Source organism: Streptococcus nidrosiense, from assembly GCF_042140045.1.
Lineage (GTDB): Bacteria > Bacillota > Bacilli > Lactobacillales > Streptococcaceae > Streptococcus > Streptococcus nidrosiense.
The window spans coordinates 1,644,753-1,663,099 of record NZ_CP152419.1 but is presented as its reverse complement, the minus strand read 5'-3'; the positions used below and the strand labels follow the sequence as shown (position 1 = coordinate 1,663,099).

General features: G+C 38.8%; 16 protein-coding genes and 2 tRNA genes. 16 read left to right on the top strand and 2 right to left on the bottom strand.

The features are described from left to right. Position 1: 1 nt before the first annotated feature. Positions 2–958 (top strand): ABC transporter permease, encoded by a 957-nt coding sequence (locus AAFQ93_RS07940; RefSeq protein ID WP_049509105.1) that lies wholly within the window; start codon positions 2–4, stop codon positions 956–958. Between the two features lie 94 nt (positions 959–1,052). On the opposite strand, the gene AAFQ93_RS07935 is transcribed toward AAFQ93_RS07940, so the two are convergent. Continuing rightward, positions 1,053–2,327: an MFS transporter gene (locus AAFQ93_RS07935; RefSeq protein WP_375555117.1), complete on the bottom strand. Its 1,275-nt coding sequence runs from the start codon at positions 2,325–2,327 to the stop codon at positions 1,053–1,055. 63 nt (positions 2,328–2,390) lie between these two features. After that, positions 2,391–3,032: a glycerol-3-phosphate 1-O-acyltransferase PlsY gene (gene plsY, locus AAFQ93_RS07930; protein WP_375555116.1), complete on the bottom strand. Its 642-nt coding sequence runs from the start codon at positions 3,030–3,032 to the stop codon at positions 2,391–2,393. Positions 3,033–3,247: 215 nt separating this feature from the next. Here plsY and AAFQ93_RS07925 point away from each other — a divergent pair, with 215 nt between their 5' ends. The 15 genes from AAFQ93_RS07925 (at position 3,248) to AAFQ93_RS07855 (ending at position 18,273) form a co-directional block, all read left to right on the top strand. Then, positions 3,248–3,889, top strand: a complete 642-nt coding sequence (locus AAFQ93_RS07925) for an amino acid ABC transporter permease (RefSeq protein ID WP_375555115.1) — start codon at positions 3,248–3,250, stop codon at positions 3,887–3,889. 10 nt (positions 3,890–3,899) lie between these two features. Further along, complete coding sequence (locus AAFQ93_RS07920) at positions 3,900–4,529, top strand: amino acid ABC transporter ATP-binding protein (RefSeq protein WP_375555114.1); 630 nt, start codon at positions 3,900–3,902, stop codon at positions 4,527–4,529. A 9-nt stretch (positions 4,530–4,538) separates the two neighbouring features. Next, a complete protein-coding gene (locus AAFQ93_RS07915; protein ID WP_375555113.1) occupies positions 4,539–5,381 on the top strand; it encodes an amino acid ABC transporter substrate-binding protein in 843 nt (280 codons plus the stop codon). Between the two features lie 146 nt (positions 5,382–5,527). Further along, complete coding sequence (gene parE / locus AAFQ93_RS07910; RefSeq protein WP_375555112.1) at positions 5,528–7,477, top strand: DNA topoisomerase IV subunit B; 1,950 nt, start codon at positions 5,528–5,530, stop codon at positions 7,475–7,477. Between the two features lie 16 nt (positions 7,478–7,493). Further along, positions 7,494–8,603: a hypothetical protein gene (locus tag AAFQ93_RS07905; protein ID WP_375555111.1), complete on the top strand. Its 1,110-nt coding sequence runs from the start codon at positions 7,494–7,496 to the stop codon at positions 8,601–8,603. A gap of 141 nt (positions 8,604–8,744) precedes the next feature. After that, positions 8,745–9,563, top strand: a complete 819-nt coding sequence (locus AAFQ93_RS07900) for an aminoglycoside 6-adenylyltransferase (protein WP_375555110.1) — start codon at positions 8,745–8,747, stop codon at positions 9,561–9,563. A gap of 218 nt (positions 9,564–9,781) precedes the next feature. Further along, positions 9,782–12,259: a DNA topoisomerase IV subunit A gene (parC, locus tag AAFQ93_RS07895; protein ID WP_375555109.1), complete on the top strand. Its 2,478-nt coding sequence runs from the start codon at positions 9,782–9,784 to the stop codon at positions 12,257–12,259. A 124-nt stretch (positions 12,260–12,383) separates the two neighbouring features. Then, a complete protein-coding gene (locus AAFQ93_RS07890) occupies positions 12,384–13,406 on the top strand; it encodes a branched-chain amino acid aminotransferase (protein ID WP_375555108.1) in 1,023 nt (340 codons plus the stop codon). 21 nt (positions 13,407–13,427) lie between these two features. After that, entirely contained in the window at positions 13,428–15,395 is a 1,968-nt protein-coding gene (locus AAFQ93_RS07885) for a peptide ABC transporter substrate-binding protein (protein ID WP_074324191.1), read from the top strand. A gap of 34 nt (positions 15,396–15,429) precedes the next feature. Further along, positions 15,430–16,119: a DUF969 domain-containing protein gene (locus tag AAFQ93_RS07880; protein ID WP_375555107.1), complete on the top strand. Its 690-nt coding sequence runs from the start codon at positions 15,430–15,432 to the stop codon at positions 16,117–16,119. Further along, complete coding sequence (locus tag AAFQ93_RS07875) at positions 16,116–17,039, top strand: DUF979 domain-containing protein (protein ID WP_375555106.1); 924 nt, start codon at positions 16,116–16,118, stop codon at positions 17,037–17,039. The genes AAFQ93_RS07880 and AAFQ93_RS07875 overlap by 4 nt, the downstream gene beginning before the upstream one ends. Before the next feature lie 13 nt (positions 17,040–17,052). Continuing rightward, the gene (gene pcp / locus AAFQ93_RS07870; protein WP_375555105.1) at positions 17,053–17,697 is read left to right on the top strand and encodes a pyroglutamyl-peptidase I; all 645 of its coding nucleotides are present in this window, start codon (positions 17,053–17,055) and stop codon (positions 17,695–17,697) included. A gap of 134 nt (positions 17,698–17,831) precedes the next feature. Then, positions 17,832–18,062: a DUF2969 domain-containing protein gene (locus tag AAFQ93_RS07865; protein ID WP_000037109.1), complete on the top strand. Its 231-nt coding sequence runs from the start codon at positions 17,832–17,834 to the stop codon at positions 18,060–18,062. A gap of 49 nt (positions 18,063–18,111) precedes the next feature. After that, positions 18,112–18,192 (top strand) — tRNA-Tyr (locus AAFQ93_RS07860). Positions 18,193–18,201: 9 nt separating this feature from the next. After that, positions 18,202–18,273: transfer RNA gene (locus AAFQ93_RS07855), tRNA-Gln, on the top strand. The last annotated feature ends 74 nt before the right edge of the window (positions 18,274–18,347 follow it).

Genomic DNA, 18,347 nt, shown 5'->3' with positions numbered 1-18,347 from the left:
GATGTCGATTACAACAATGCTAACCCTTATGGTTTCTTCAATGTTGATTTACTCAGCACCACTTATTTTCACAAGTATCGGAGGCGTTTTCTCTGAACGTGGTGGAGTTGTTAACGTTGGACTTGAAGGAATCATGGTCATGGGTGCCTTCTCTGGAGTTGTTTTTAACCTTGAATTTGCACAAGATTTGGGAGCATTAACTCCTTGGTTGGCTCTTCTAGTTGGTGGATTAGTCGGAGCTATCTTTTCACTGATTCACGCAGTAGCTACAGTTCATTTTCGTGCTGACCATGTTGTCAGTGGTACCGTACTTAACTTGATGGCGCCAGCCTTGGCAGTCTTCTTGGTGAAGGTGCTTTATAACAAGGGACAAACGGATAACTTAACGCAAACTTTTGGACGTTTTGATTTCCCTCTTTTGGCTAATATCCCAGTTATCGGAGATATCTTCTTCAAGTCAACAAGTTTACTTGGTTACCTAGCAATTGCCTTCTCATTCTTAGCATGGTTTGTCCTCTTTAAAACTCGCTTTGGACTTCGCCTCCGTTCAGTAGGTGAACATCCACAAGCAGCAGATACTTTGGGGATTAATGTTTACAAGATGAGATATCTTGGAGTTGTGATTTCAGGTTTCCTTGGAGGAATCGGTGGAGCTATCTACGCTCAGTCAATTTCCGTTAACTTCTCAGTTACAACCATCGTTGGACCTGGATTTATCGCACTTGCTGCTATGATCTTCGGTAAATGGAATCCTGTTGGTGCTATGCTTTCAAGTCTCTTCTTTGGACTATCACAAAGTTTAGCAGTTATCGGTTCTCAACTTCCTTTCTTGCAAGGAGTCCCAGCCGTTTACTTGCAAATTGCACCATATCTTTTGACCATTGTCGTACTAGCAGCCTTCTTTGGTAAAGCTGTTGCACCGAAGGCAGATGGTATCAACTATATCAAATCTAAATAAACAAAAAAGCGTCGGTTTGAAACTGACGCTTTATTTTATCAAGAATTATACCTCGTAAAGATATCAAAAGGTTTTTTTCACTTACAATTATTAATCACTTTGAACTTGCTTTTAAAAGGTTGAAAATGCGAGGTAGTAGGAACATCGTATAGATTAGAAGGCAAGTACCGCCAACAATAAAGATGACCCCACCATTTACTTCTTGTTGGAATAAATAAGTAAATACAAGTGTCCCTATTGGCATAATAGAGGTATTGAGTGTAAATAAGGTACTCATAACTCTGCCTAAAAATTTAGTTTCAATGGTACTTTGAAGGTAGGTCATGACAACAATATTTAAGATAACCAGAGTAAATGCGATGATTCCCATGAATAAACCACCAAGAGTTGAAATAAAGATTTGAGACTGGGTTGTTGAAAATGTTACTCCTAAACCAATAATCGCAATGATTAGAAGAAAAAGAGGGAAGCTGATTTTATTAGAGAGGAGTTTGTTTTCTTTTTTGTCCGGTAGTAGTGACATGGAAATACTAGCTAGCAGCATTCCAATTGCTGACATAGTTTCAAGGATTCCAATGGTTGCATTATCTAAGAGGAGCTGTTCTTTGACTACAAATGGGACTCCAATACTGATAGAGGTGTAGAAGAAGTTAAGAACGACACTCACAAGAATGATGTATTTAACAATCTGATTTTCTTTTAAAAAGTGAATAATTTCTTTAACTCCATACAGTTGTTTTTCCAGTTTTTTGTTCGCCGTTTCAGGCTCTTCATACTCGTAGTAAAATTTCATAGTGAGCAGAACTCCTAAGGATAGAAAGTTTGCAAGGATTTCGATAAGAATAAAACCTGCAAAACCAATCCAACTATAAAAAATAACTCCGATAGCTGGAGAAAGCATAGTTGCAATAGCGATGGCGGTCTGTGTAACAGAACTTAATCGTTGAATTTTTCTGTCATTGACTAATTCATGAATAGAAGCTGAATAACAAGTGTCACTGATATTGACTGTGATAGAGTGGAGTACGACGAATGGAATCACCAGATACAAGATACTAGATGAATCCGTTAAAAAATAGAAGGCGTAAAAGAAGAGAAAGATAAGCATCCGAAAAATGAAATTAAAGGTTAGAATCTTTTTATGGTGGTACTTATCTACTATATTGCCAATAGGTACCAAGAAAATCAAACTAACTAAAGGATAAATAATCATATTTATCCCAAAACTCATAGCAGATTTTGTTTGGTCCAGTAACATCAAACCTAAAGCAAAATTGAATGCTTTACCACTCAGCGAACCGATGAAGTTACTGATAAAATCTTTAATGATTTGCTGGTTAGACTTACGGTCACTAATACTATGTTGCATACTATTTCTTCCTTAATCTTTGAGCGGTAGTAGAGCTAGATTCTCAAAAACTTTTTCTCTCAATCATTTTTTAGGTTCTTGGTGTGTGAGATTTAAGCCCCAAGGAACAAGATTTTCTGTTTTATTACGAATACGATTGATGTTATCCTTATGGCGAATGATAATTAGACTTGCGAGGGCTAAGATAATCACTACAAATAATAAATCGTAACTTGGCAGTAGGAAACCGATAAGTGGAAAGAGGATCACCCCAAGTACAGCAGCGAGGGCAGCAGTAACACTAGAGAGAGAAATCATACTGCCTAGATAAAGAGTGCCGAAGAAAACAACTGCTAGATAGAGGCAAAATAGAGGAGCAAATCCGAAAATGACTCCAGCACTAGTTGCGACAGCCTTTCCTCCTTTAAAGCCTGCAAATACTGGGAAGGTATGCCCAATTACAGCTAAAAGACCAAAGACTAGAGGTGAAACACCTTGAACATGAAAAATAAGTGGGAGTAAGGTTGCGATGGTTCCTTTGAAAAAGTCAATCACGAAGGTTGCCATACCCGCTTTCTTACCTAGGATTCGAAAGGTATTGGTCGTTCCAGTATTACCAGAACCATGTTCTCTTAGATTAATCTTAAAGAAGATTTGCCCGATCCACAGTCCTGAAGGGATAGAACCCAATAAATAAGCTAAAATTAATAATACTATTGTCATCATGCTTCTATTATACCATGAAATAGGAGAGAAACGGAAAGGAATCTTTTCTCAAATTGTGACATCTGAAACTTTAAGTAAGTAGAAAAGTTTTATTAGGAACACTATTGTTCGGAAATTAAGGCTAAAGTTTTAAAAATTCATGGAAATTTCTGAAAATCCTTGATTTTGTGTTTATTTATGCTATAATAGGAACAATTATTTTTAGGAGGTGGAATATGTCTTACTTATTCGAGATATTGCCAAGTTTATTGAGCGGTGCGACAATGACTTTACAAGTTTTTGCACTGGTCTTGCTTTTTTCAATCCCTTTAGGCATTTTGGTTGCCTTTTGCTTACAGGTCCATTGGAAACCCCTCCATTACATGATTGATATCTATATCTGGGTGATGCGCGGGACACCCTTGCTCTTGCAACTAATTTTTAGTTATTATGTCCTTCCAAGTATTGGGATTCGTTTAGATCGTGTGCCTGCAGCGATTATTGCCTTCACGCTTAATTATGCAGCCTATTTTGCTGAAATTTTCCGTGGAGGGATTGCAACCATTCCTCAGGGGCAGTACGAAGCAGCTAAGGTTTTGAAATTTAATCCTATTGATACCGTTCGCTATATCATTTTGCCACAGGTGACCAAAATTGTCTTACCAAGTGTATTTAACGAGGTTATGAGTTTGGTTAAGGATACTTCTCTGGTCTATGCGCTCGGTATTTCAGATTTAATCCTAGCTAGTCGTACTGCAGCCAATCGTGATGCTAGCTTGATTCCAATGTTTCTAGCAGGAGCTATTTATCTGCTTATGATTGGTATCGTTACGATTTTAGCTAAGAAACTTGAGAAGAAGTTCAGCTATTATAGATAGGAGGTTATCCATGTTAGAGTTAAGAAATATCAGCAAAAAATTTGGAAAAAAAGAAATTTTATCAAATTTCAGTTTAACAATTCCGGAAAAGCAAATTTTGGCCATCGTTGGACCTTCTGGTGGTGGGAAAACAACCTTGCTTAGAATGTTAGCTGGACTTGAAACTATTGATTCAGGAGAGATATTTTATAATGGAGCATCCCTACCATTGGATGAACTTGAAAAGCGCCACTTGTTAGGATTTGTTTTTCAAGATTTTCAGCTTTTTCCTCACTTATCCGTTATGGAAAACTTGATTTTGTCACCTATCAAGACTATGGGGATGTCTGAAGCAGATGCTAAGAAGAAGGCAATCGACTTACTCACTCGTCTGGGACTCGAAGCTCATGCAGATGCCTATCCTTATTCCTTATCTGGTGGTCAAAAGCAACGGGTTGCCTTAGCACGTGCAATGATGATAGATCCCGAGGTAATTGGGTATGATGAACCAACTTCGGCCCTTGATCCAGAGTTGCGTCTCGAAGTTGAAAAACTGATTTTACAAAATCGAGACTTAGGCATGACGCAGATTGTCGTGACCCACGACCTCCAGTTTGCAGAGAATATTGCTGACCAGATTCTCAAAGTAGAGCCTAAGTAGGAGGTGTCTATGAATCGAAAGAAAATCAGCCTTGTTTTGGTATTCTTTCTGGCTTTTTTCCTGGTAGGATGCACGCAAAAAGCTAGCAATCCTAAAGTAGATAATTGGGAAAAATACCAACAACAAGGAAGCATTACTATTGGATTTGACAATACTTTTGTTCCTATGGGATTTGAAGAAAAGAATGGGCAATATGTTGGATTTGATATTGATTTAGCCCAAGCCGTTTCTGAGAAACTGGGGTTCAAGGTACAGTTTCAACCCATTGATTGGGATATGAAAGAAACAGAACTTCAAAACGGGACCATTGATGCAATCTGGAATGGATATTCGGCGACTGATGAACGCCGTGAGAAAGTAGCTTTTACCATTCCTTATATGGAGAATCAGCAGGTTCTAGTCTCAAAAAAATCGCAAAATATCCAGTCGGTTTCGGATATGAAAAATAAGATTTTGGGAGCCCAAGCAGGTTCTTCTGGTTATCTAGATTTTGAAGCTCAGCCTGACCTGTTGAAAAATATCGTAAAAGATCAAAAAGCAAACCAGTATCAGAGTTTTAATGAAGCCTTGATTGACTTGCAAAATGATCGGATTGATGCTCTTTTAATTGACCGTGTTTATGCCAATTATTATCTTAAAACGGAAGGGATATTAGACCAGTATGAGATTTTCTCAGCCGGTTTTGAGAGTGAGTCATTTGCGGTCGGAGTAAGACCAGCGGATAAGACCTTATTAGCCAATTTTAATAAGGCTTTTGTGGAATTGTATCAAGAAGGAAAATTCCAAGAAATTAGCCAAAAATGGTTTGGTGAAGATATTGCAACAAGCCAAGTTAAAGGAAAAGAAAACTGAGACTCTCGTCTTGGTTTCTTTTTTTAGGGTGAGAATGAGTGATTTTTTACTAAAAAGGACTTGTGAATAGGCTTTTAACTTGAAAATTTTGCAAAATCCTTAGAAAACCTGTAAAATAGAAAAGATGAACAAATAGGAGGTTCCTTGTGTCAAAAAAGGAAATCAATATTAACAATTATAATGATGACGCCATTCAGGTGCTAGAAGGGTTGGATGCGGTCCGTAAACGTCCAGGGATGTATATCGGATCGACAGACGGTGCTGGGCTACATCACCTTGTTTGGGAAATTGTCGATAATGCAGTCGATGAAGCCTTATCTGGATTTGGTGATCGTATTGATGTAACCATTAATAAAGATGGGAGCTTAACGGTTCAAGACCACGGACGTGGGATGCCAACTGGTATGCACGCTATGGGGATTCCAACGGTTGAGGTCATCTTTACCATTCTCCACGCTGGCGGAAAATTCGGTCAAGGTGGTTACAAGACTTCTGGTGGTCTCCACGGGGTTGGTTCTTCTGTTGTGAATGCACTCTCTAGTTGGCTTGAAGTAGAAATTACACGTGATGGGGCTGTTTACAAACAACGCTTTGAAAATGGTGGGAAACCAGTAACAACTCTTGAAAAGGTTGGAACTGCACCTAAGTCTAAAACAGGTACCAAAGTGACCTTTATGCCGGATGCTAGTATCTTTTCTACGACAGACTTTAAATACAATACCATTTCAGAGCGTCTCAATGAGTCAGCCTTTCTCTTGAAAAATGTAACCTTGTCATTAACGGACAAACGAACAGATGAAGCAATTGAATTCCATTATGAGAATGGGGTACAAGACTTTGTTTCTTACCTCAATGAAGACAAGGAAACCTTGACGCCAGTCCTTTACTTTGAAGGCGAAGATAATGGTTTTCAAGTAGAAGTAGCCCTCCAATATAATGATGGATTTTCAGATAACATCTTGTCCTTTGTTAACAACGTTCGTACTAAAGACGGTGGAACGCATGAGACAGGACTTAAGTCTGCCATTACCAAGGTTATGAATGACTATGCCCGTAAGACTGGTCTTCTTAAGGAAAAAGATAAAAATCTTGAAGGGTCCGATTACCGTGAAGGATTAGCAGCCGTTCTTTCTATTTTAGTCCCTGAAGAACACTTGCAGTTTGAAGGACAGACTAAGGATAAACTAGGAAGTCCCCTTGCTCGTCCTGTTGTAGATGGAATTGTGGCTGATAAGTTGACCTTTTTCCTTATGGAAAATGGTGAACTGGCTTCCAATCTCATTCGCAAGGCTATCAAGGCTCGCGATGCTCGTGAAGCAGCACGTAAGGCGCGTGATGAGAGTCGTAATGGTAAAAAGAATAAGAAAGACAAGGGCTTACTTTCTGGGAAATTAACTCCAGCCCAGTCTAAAAATCCAGCTAAGAATGAACTCTATCTAGTCGAAGGGGACTCTGCCGGTGGTTCTGCTAAACAAGGCCGTGACCGTAAGTTCCAAGCTATCTTGCCTCTTCGAGGTAAGGTTATCAATACAGCCAAGGCTAAGATGGCAGATATCCTCAAAAATGAAGAAATCAATACCATGATTTATACCATCGGTGCTGGTGTGGGGGCAGACTTCTCTCTTGAAGATGCTAATTATGACAAGATTATTATCATGACCGATGCGGATACCGACGGTGCCCACATCCAAACACTTCTCTTAACCTTCTTTTATCGTTATATGCGTCCGCTAGTTGAAGCTGGACATGTCTATATCGCCCTTCCTCCACTTTACAAGATGTCTAAAGGCAAAGGCAAGAAAGAAGAAGTGGCCTACGCTTGGACGGATGGCGAGCTAGAAGAACTTCGCAAGCAGTTCGGCAAAGGCGCTACCCTCCAACGCTACAAAGGTCTTGGTGAGATGAATGCGGACCAACTCTGGGAAACAACTATGAATCCAGAAACTCGCACCCTTATCCGTGTCACAATCGAAGACCTAGCACGCGCAGAACGTCGCGTCAATGTCCTTATGGGTGATAAGGTCGAACCACGCCGTAAATGGATTGAGGATAATGTCAAGTTTACGCTGGAAGAGAGTGGGGAGACGGTGTTTTGAGGAGTTTTAGAAAAGTATGGTTATAGCAATACAAAATGTCCAGCAAAATAATTTACCATTATCACAACAGTGGTGGTGGATAGTATTAGCACTGATAGTATCTGCGATTTTGGGACCAATTATAGTACATGTTTTTAAAAATAGATTTAATAATAAAAAAAGAATTACTATAATTGGGAGTAATATTTCAAACATAAATAACAGAAATGGAATGCGTGAACCAACAACTTCTGGACGACGATTATACTCAAATTTTATATTAAATATTCTAACTGTAGAAAATAAAAGAAGTACTACTCAAGCAGTAACAAATATTGAGTTATATAAGATTAAGAAAGAAAATAGTGATTTTTCAGACATTCAATATGATGGGGGATTTTATGAGAAAAATCAAAAATTTGTGCTATTAGTGTATAACAATGGAACTAAGGAAGATTTATTGAGGAAATGTACTGTTAAATTTACATTCTGTGAGAAAGAAACATATAAAGAGATTGATGAAGTAGAGAAACATATAGAGACTACTGATATTTTAAAGTCTGGAGATATTAAGAGCTTACTTATATATTCATTTAATGAATTTGTTGCTAAATTCGAAGAGAATAGAAATTTAGACATTGTAAAAATTTCAGTATTTGATGAAAATGTACATAAAATTTCTCATCTAAAGTTACATGTATTCTATGATAGAAATCAGAAGAGTTTTTATAAGCGTTCTAGTGGACGTGGTTCTTCAAATAGTGGTGAAATTCCACTATTTGATCTGCGTGAAGATATAAATCGACAAACCGTTGGTTGCACTCAAATTTTAAAACAGGGCGCGAATGATATTTACTTTTATGTTTTGGTTGATAGAAGTTGTAACTTGAAATATCGAGTTGCAATTAAATGTGGGAATAAAAAAATCAAGAGTAAAGAAAAATATTCTCTAGATGTTCGAATTCCTGTATATGTACAGGAGACAGGGGGCTTCGATGGGATTTTCTATTCTCTTTTACTAAAAAATGCTCCTGATTTAATGAATGATATCCATTATAACAAAGATTTAATAGAATATTTAGATAAAAATTTAATTTATGATAAATATTATGCTGCAAAAATTGCTATTAATGCAAATATAGAATAGAACAATATTTTTATCTAACTCTGAAATCGATGAAAAGAAATACTTCTTTATAAATTACAAGATTAAAGTAGGATTATATGAATTAATCTGATTTATTAGACATTTTTAATAACATATAAAAACAATTAAGTAGTTATAACCATGAGAACTGAAACAGAAATGATGAATCTGATTTTACAAATATCTGAAACTTTAAAAGTCGAAGCTGTGGTTCTATCTGGTTCGCGTACAAACCAAAAGATTCAAACAGATGAATTTCAAGACTATGATGTTGTCTATATTGTGGATGACTTAGATTATCTGACGAGTGACCTTTCTTGGCTGGATCAGTTTGGCAATCGTCTGATTGAGCAGCATAATATTCTAGGAAACCGTCGTCTCTACCTTATGCTTTTTGAAGATGGGAATCGCATTGATCTAACCCTCTGTCCTAAAGATCACATCAACGAGTGGGTGGATAGTGAGGCAGGATTCACAGTTTTAGTAGATGAGAAGGGTTTGTTTGAATCTTATCTACCTAGTCCGAAGCGCTACTGGACGAATCCAGCTAGTGAGACGGATTTTGAAATATCTTGTAATGAATTTTGGTGGGTTTCTGCCTATGTAGTTAAGGGCATTTGTCGGAATCAGCTCATCTATGCCATTGAACATCTTTATGGTATTTGTCAACAAGAACTCCTAAAGATCTTGGCTTGGCAGGTGGCAAGTGATGGGGGGACTGTCGACATCGGCAAGAACTATAAGTATCTCTTTAACTATATACCTGCTGAGAAAGAGAAAGAATTATCAAATTTGCTTGATTTCTCAAGTTTAGACAAAATCACTCAATCTTTATTGGCTGCGATGCAAATTTTCCACCAAGAAGCTCAAACCCTTGCCCAAAAGATGGGCTTTGAATACGATAGGGAAGTAGCTGAGAAGATGATTCAGTATGCTGAGGAAAAACTTCCTAATTACTAAGAAGTAAAGAACTCTATTTAACAATTTAAACTACAGAAAGGATAGTTTGGTTACTGAAGGTAACTGAACACCTTCGTTTATAAAAACTACTCTATATTCTTTGAAAGGAGTTGAACACGCCTTAAATACTGGGTGAAAAAGATAAATTCTCTTGAGAGCATCGCTCCCTGCAAGAATTTCCTATTTTCACTTTGCATGTTACGGGCTTTGTATCCTATATGAGTAATATCCAAAATATGTCCTTGGAGGACATCATGGGAGAGCGCTTTGGGCGCTACTCCAAATACATCATTCAAGACCGGGCTTTGCCAGACATTCGTGATGGATTGAAGCCGGTTCAACGCCGTATTCTTTATTCGATGAATAAGGATGGCAATACTTTTGATAAGAGTTATCGTAAATCAGCCAAGTCTGTCGGTAACATCATGGGTAATTTCCACCCACACGGAGATTCTTCTATCTATGATGCCATGGTTCGTATGTCTCAGGACTGGAAAAACCGTGAGATTCTGGTTGAAATGCACGGGAATAACGGTTCCATGGACGGAGATCCACCTGCGGCTATGCGTTATACTGAGGCACGATTGTCTGAAATTGCAGGTTATCTCCTTCAAGATATCGAGAAAAAGACAGTTCCTTTTGCTTGGAACTTTGACGATACAGAGAAAGAGCCAACTGTCTTACCAGCAGCCTTCCCAAACCTCTTAGTCAATGGTTCAACGGGGATTTCAGCTGGTTATGCCACAGATATTCCACCACATAATTTAGCCGAAGTTATCGATGCTACAGTCTACATGATTGATCATCCGACTGCCAAGGTTGAAAAGCTCATGGAATTCTTGCCTGGGCCAGATTTCCCTACTGGTGCTATCATCCAAGGTCGTGACGAGATCAAGAAGGCCTATGAAACTGGTAAGGGGCGCGTGGTTGTTCGTTCTAAGACTGAAATTGAGAAGCTTAAAGGTGGTAAGGAACAAATCGTTATCACTGAGATTCCTTATGAAATCAATAAGGCTAACTTGGTCAAGAAAATTGATGAAGTCCGTGTCAATAACAAGGTGGCAGGTATCGCTGAGGTTCGTGATGAGTCTGACCGTGATGGTCTTCGCATCGCTATAGAACTCAAAAAAGATGCGAACACGGAACTTGTTCTCAACTACCTTTTCAAGTACACTGACTTGCAAATCAACTACAACTTCAACATGGTTGCGATTGACAATTTCACGCCTCGCCAAGTTGGAATTGCACCAATCTTGTCTAGTTATATCGCCCACCGTCGTGAAGTCATCTTGGCACGTTCTCGCTTTGACAAGGAAAAGGCTGAAAAACGCCTCCATATTGTGGAAGGTTTGATTCGTGTCATCTCTATTTTAGATGAAGTCATTGCTCTTATCCGTGCTTCTGAGAACAAGGCTGATGCCAAAGAGAACCTCAAGGTCAGTTATGATTTTACTGAAGAGCAGGCTGAAGCTATTGTTACCTTGCAATTGTATCGTTTGACCAATACAGACGTGGTTGTCTTGCAAGAAGAAGAAGCTGAACTACGTGAAAAGATTGCTATGCTTGCGGCTATCATCGGTGACGAACGAACCATGTACAATCTCATGAAGAAAGAACTCCGTGAAGTCAAGAAGAAATTTGCGACTCCACGTTTGAGTACTTTAGAAGATACAGCAAAAGTGATTGAGATTGATACAGCTAGTCTTATCGCTGAAGAAGATACTTACGTCAGCGTGACGAAGGCGGGCTATATCAAACGTACTAGCCCTCGTTCCTTTGCAGCTTCAACACTTGAAGAAATTGGTAAACGGGACGACGACCGATTGCTATTCGTTCAATCTGTCAAGACTACTCAGCACCTCTTAATCTTTACAACGCTTGGAAATGTCATTTACCGACCAGTCCATGAGTTAGCAGATATTCGTTGGAAGGATATCGGAGAGCATTTGAGCCAGTCTATTACAAACTTTGAAACCAATGAAGAAGTGATCTATGTAGAAGTTGTGGATCAGTTTGATGATGCGACGACCTACTTTGCAGTGACTCGTCTTGGTCAAATCAAACGTGTCGAACGCAAAGAATTTTCTCCATGGAGAACCTATCGTTCTAAATCTGTCAAGTACGCTAAGTTGAAAGACGATACTGACCAGATTGTAGCAGTAGCTCCGATTAAATTGGATGATGTTCTGTTGATCAGTCGAAACGGCTATGCCCTCCGCTTTAACATCGAAGAAGTGCCAGTTATCGGTGCCAAAGCTGCAGGGGTGAAAGCCATGAATCTCAAAGCAGATGATGTGATACAAGCAGCCTTTATCTGCAACACTTCATCTTTCTATCTTTTGACGCATCGTGGAAGTCTTAAGCGCGTTTCGATTGAGGAAATTCCAGCAACCAGTCGTGCTAATCGTGGTCTTCAAGTCCTTAGAGAATTAAAGAGCAAACCACATCGTGTCTTCCTTGCTGGTGCAGTTTCTGAACAAGGATTTGTTGGAGATCTCTTTAGTACAGAAGTAGAAGATGGAGAGCAAACGCTTGTCATCCAATCAAATAATGGAACGACTTACGAAGCAATCCTACAAGATTTGAATCTATCGGAACGCACAAGCAATGGAAGCTTCATTTCAGATAGCATTTCTGATGAAGAAGTTTTTGATGCTTATCTCAAAGAAATCTTTAAAGAAATCAAAGAAAATTAAAAATCAGTCCTAGTGACTGATTTTTTATAAGTAAAATTTTCAGAAAATTACAAATAATACTTGAATTTTTAGGAGAATAGTGTAGAATAGAACACAGAGCTTGATTAGAATAAAGGAGATTGTCATGACAGTTACGATTGATTGGGAAAATCTTGGTTTTTCCTATATGAAACTACCTTATCGTTATATCGCTAATTTTAAAAATGAACAATGGTCTCAAGGAGAATTAACAGAAGATGCAACCTTGCATATTTCAGAATCATCTCCAAGCCTTCACTATGGACAGCAAGCATTTGAAGGATTGAAAGCCTATCGTACAAAGGATGGCAGTATTCAACTCTTCCGTCCAGATGAAAATGCTAAACGTCTGCAACGTACCTGTGATCGTCTCTTGATGCCACAAGTTCCAACAGAAATGTTTGTAGAGGCTTGTAAAGCCGTTGTTCGTGCAAATGAAGAATACGTACCCCCTTATGGAACTGGTGGAACTCTTTACCTTCGTCCGCTCTTGATTGGTGTTGGAGATATCATTGGGGTAAAACCAGCTGAGGAGTATATTTTTACCATCTTTGCTATGCCAGTTGGAAATTACTTTAAGGGTGGATTGGTTCCAACAAACTTCTTGATTCAAGATGAGTATGACCGTGCTGCACCAAATGGAACAGGGGCTGCCAAGGTCGGTGGTAACTATGCGGCGAGTCTTTTGCCAGGAAAAATGGCTAAATCCCGTCATTTCTCAGATGTTATTTATCTAGACCCATCAACCCACACCAAGATTGAAGAAGTTGGTTCAGCAAACTTCTTTGGAATTACAGCTGATAATGAGTTTGTAACCCCACTGAGTCCGTCAATCTTGCCATCGATTACCAAGTACTCATTACTTTATTTGGCAGAGCATCGTTTGGGCTTGAAGCCTGTTGAGGGAGATGTACCAATTGATAGTCTGGATCGATTTGTAGAAGCAGGTGCCTGCGGTACTGCGGCAGTTATCTCACCAATTGGAGGAATTCAACATGGTGATGACTTCCACGTTTTCTACAGTGAGACAGAGGTTGGTCCAGTGACTCGTAAACTATACGATGAATTGACAGGTATTCAATTTGGTGACATTGAAGCACCAGAAGGTTGGATTGTAAAAGTAGATTAAAAATTATTAAAGGAGATCTTTATGAAAACGAAAAAGTGGATGTTAACAGCAGGAGTGGTCCTGAGTACAGCAGTTCTTCTTGTAGCTTGTGGGAAAGCCGACAAGGAAGCAGATGCGCCTACAACTTTCTCTTATGTCTATGGAGTAGACCCATCATCTTTGGACTACAGTATCGCAACTCGTACTTCAACAACTGATATCATCGGTAACGTTGTTGATGGATTGTTGGAAAACGATGAATATGGGAATTTGATTCCTTCCCTCGCTGAGGATTGGAGTGTCTCACAAGACGGTTTGACTTATACTTATAAACTTCGCAAAGGGGTTAAATGGTACACGTCAGAAGGTGAAGAATACGCTGAAGTAACTGCGCATGACTTTGTTACTGGGTTGAAACACGTAGCTGATGGCAAATCAGACGGTGTCACTCTTATTCAAAACTCAATCAAGGGCTTGAATGAATATATGACTGGTGAGACTAACGACTTCTCAACAGTTGGGGTTAAGGCAGTAGATGATTATACTGTTGAGTACACTCTAAATGCACCTGAAACTTTCTGGAATTCAAAAGTAACTTCAGCAACTATGTTGCCAGTAAATGAAGAATTCCTCAAAGCATCAGGTAAGAATTACGGAACGGTCAGCCCAGCTGGTATTCTTTATAACGGTCCATATATCTTGAAGACATTGACTTCAAAATCTTTAATCGAATATGAAAAGAACCCAAATTATTGGGATAAAGAGAAGGTTAAAATCGAGAAAGTTAAATTAACTTACTATGATGGTTCAGACCAAGAATCCTTGATCCGTAGCTTCTCTTCAGGTGTTTACACAACAGCTCGCCTCTTCCCAAGTAGCTCAAACTTTGCTTCTACTTTGGAACAATACGGAGATAAAATTACTTACAGCCCACAAGATTCAACTAGTTACTACTTTACCTTTAACGTAAACCGTCAATCTTTCAATAAGACAGCGAAAACAAGTGAAGAACAGAAAACTTCTACAAAAGAAGCAATGTTGAACAAGGACTTCCGTCAAGCAATCAATTTTGCCTTCAACCGTCATTCTTATGCTGCCCAGCTCAATGGTGAAGATGGTGCGGATAAGATTATTCGTAATAGCTTAGTACCAGACAATTTCGTTCAATCTGGTGGTAAAAACTTTGGTGATATCGCTCAAAAAGAATTGGTCAACTATGGAGACCAATGGAAAGGTGTTGAGCTCGTTGACGGAAAAGATACCATCTACAATCCTGACAAAGCCAAAGCTTCATTTGAAAAAGCTAAGAAAGAATTGGAAGCAAAAGGTGTAACCTTCCCAATTCACTTGGATGTTCCAGTTGAGCAAACAGATACAATTGCTGTTCAACAAAGCAATTCCTTTAAACAATCAATCGAGTCAACACTTGGTTCTGAAAATGTCGTGATCGATGTTCTTCAAATGACTGATAACGAGAAGGAAAGCATTACATCTCAAGCACGTGTTCCTGCTCAAAAAGACTATGACTTGAACAGTACTGGATGGGCTCCAAGCTACCAAGATCCAGCAAGTTATCTCAATATCATGGATCCTAAGACAGGTTCTGCTATGAAACACCTTGGTATCACTAAAGGAAAAGACAAGGAAGTAGTAGCTCAACTAGGTTTGGACGAATATAAGAAACTCTTGGATGATGCAGTTTCTGAGACAAGCGACTTGGATAAGAGATATGAAAAATATGCTAAAGCGCAAGCATGGCTCACTGATAGTTCTCTCTTGATGCCAACAGCTTCATCAGGTGGTTCACCAGTTGTCAGCAATATTGTTCCTTTCTCTAAACCATACTCACAAGTTGGTATTAAGGGTGATCCATACATCTTCAAGGGAATGAAATTGCAAAAAGAGATTGTATCTGCGAAAGAATATCAAGCAGCTCTTGAAAAATGGCAAAAAGAAAAATTGGAATCAAACAATAAATACCAAAAAGAATTAGAAAGTCATGTCAAATAAAACAGACTAGTACTTTTGGAATAAAGGGGCCTATATGGAATGGATTAAACTAATAGGGATAGTTATCATTGTGGTTGGTTTTATCTATAAGTTAGATACCATTGCAACGGTAGTCTTAGCTAGTTTAGTTACAGCTCTAGTTTCTGGAGTTTCTCTTGTTGAGTTCTTGGAAATTTTGGGAAAAGAATTTAGTAATCAACGAGTTCTGACGATTTTTATGGTAACCTTGCCACTAGTAGGTTTATCTGAAACTTTTGGCCTCAAGCAACGTTCGATTGACTTGATTCAAAAGATTAAGGGACTGACCGTAGGAAGTTTTTATACCGTGTATTTCTTTTTTCGGGAACTCGATGGTTTCTTTGCCATTCGTCTTGGAGGACATCCGCAGTTTGTAAGGCCTTTGGTTCAACCCATGGGACAAGCAGCAGCAGAGTCTCAATTAGGTAGAAAATTAACGGATCAAGAGAGCGAAGCGCTAAAAGCGCGTGCAGCAGCAAATGATAATTTCGCAAATTTCTTTGCTCAAAACACTTTCGTTGGTGCAGGTGGTGTCCTCTTGATAGGGGGCACACTGGACCAATTAGGTTACGAAAGTAATTATGCAGGAATTGCTTCAGCTTCGCTTATAGTTGCAGGAATTGCCCTATTTATAGTTGGGATTTACAATTACCTGTTTGATAGAAAACTGCTAGCAAATAAGGTTAGTAAAGGGAAAGAAGAATGACCAATCTAGCAAGACAGTTATTAGAGTTGACCTATATTGTGATTGGTTGTCAATTCCTTCATACGGCTTATTGTAGCTATAAAGATAAAACAAACCCAGTTCGCTTTGGAACGGCTGGGTTTTGGGCTTTATTGGGCATCAGTTTTATCGGTGGTTCCTATCTACCTTCTGTCTGTATTGGAGTTATCGTAGTGCTATTAGCCCTGCTAACTCTCTTTAAACAGGTTCGTATCGGCACCTTACCGTCTCTGGATGAAGTCAAGGCAAATATTGAAGCTAAACGACTAAAGAATAAAATTTTTATTCCAGTCATGTTAATGGCTTTGATTGCTTTGGTATTAGCAAAAATGATCCCTGAGTTTAGTAAGATTGCTATCAGTCTTGCTGCATTTTTCGCAACCATCTCTCTTTTATTGATTACTAAGAGTTCTCCTAGAAGTTTGTTAGCAGAAAACAATCGCATGGTGCAACAAGTTTCAACCAGTGGGATTGTGCCTCAACTTTTAGGGGCTTTAGGGGCAATTTTTACCGTAGCAGGAGTTGGAGATCTGATTTCTCATTTGATAAGTGGTCTAATTCCTTCGGGTAGTAGTTTTATGGGAGTGGTAGCTTATGTCCTTGGGATGGTTCTATTCTCCATGATAATGGGGAATGCATTTGCTGCTTTCACAGTTATTACTGCTGGAATTGGAGTTCCCTTTGTATTTGCTTTGGGAGCTGATCCAATCGTGGCTGCAGCTCTAGCAATGACGGCAGGTTGCTGTGGGACCTTATTGACTCCAATGGCGGCTAACTTTAATGCTTTACCGGCAGCTCTCCTGGATATGAAAGATCCAAATGGAGTTATCAAAGCGCAAGTAGGAGTAGCTGTTATCATGATTATCCTACATATATTTTTGATGTACTTTTTGGCATTTTAGCAAAGGAAATAAAATGAAAATATTAGTAACAGGTTTTGATCCTTTTGGTGGTGAAAAGGTTAATCCAGCTCTGGAAGCTGTTAAATCATTACCATCTGAGATTCATGGAGCTGAAATTCATTGGGTAGAAATCCCAACGGTATTTTATAAAGCAGCAGAGGTATTAGAAACAGCAATCGTCCGCTATCAGCCAGATGCGGTGCTTTGCATCGGCCAAGCAGGAGGAAGAGCTAGTCTAACTCCTGAGCGAGTTGCCATCAACCAAGATGATGCTAGAATTCCTGATAACCAAGGGAATCAGCCGATTGACACTCCTATACGCCAGGATGGTCAAGCAGCCTATTTTAGCACACTACCGATCAAAGCAATGGTACAAGCCATAAAAGAGGAAAGGCTACCAGCTACAGTTTCCAATACAGCAGGAACCTTTGTTTGCAATCATTTGATGTATCAGGCTCTCTATTTAGCGGATAAAAAATTTCCACATATGAGATCAGGCTTTATGCATATTCCTTATATGACAGAACAAGTGGTAAATAAGCCTAATACAGCATCTATGAATTTAACTGATATCGTCAGAGGTATCGAAGCTGCGATTGGTGCTATCGTAGATTATAAAGATAAGGACATAAAATTAGTGGGTGGGACAACCCACTAACAATGAGTCTTCCCTAGATTAAAAAATTAGATTCTCTCACAAAAACTCTTTATCAAGGCTGCCCTTATAAAGAGTTTTTTCTTGCCAGTTTTTTAAATTTCTTGTACAATAGGAAGAGTGAAAAGAGGTATGGTATGAGTAAAAAAGATAAAAAAATTGAAATTCAATTAACAGACGCAACTGTTTTAGTTGGTCAGGAAAAATTTGAAGGCTACACATTAACCATTGGGAAAAAGATTATCGGTGAAATTGCTGAACTAGATAATCAATTCGCAATCATAAAGAATGGAAATGTCGATAGTTTTTATAAAAAACTTGAAAAAGCTGTGGAAATTTTGATTGAAAACTATAATTTAGCAAAATAAAGCTTGTTTTTTGTAAATTTTCATGATATAATAGTTTTTGTTGAACATTGGAGAGATAGCGAAGAGGCTAAACGCGGCGGACTGTAAATCCGCTCCTTCGGGTTCGGGGGTTCGAATCCCTCTCTCTCCATTTCACTTTTGGGGTATAGCCAAGCGGTAAGGCAAGGGACTTTGACTCCCTCATGCGTTGGTTCGAATCCAGCTACCCCAGTTCTTAGGTAATAAATTCAAGATAAAAAGAAAAATATCTTAGGGTATTTTATTTTTATAATTGAAGGACGTGAA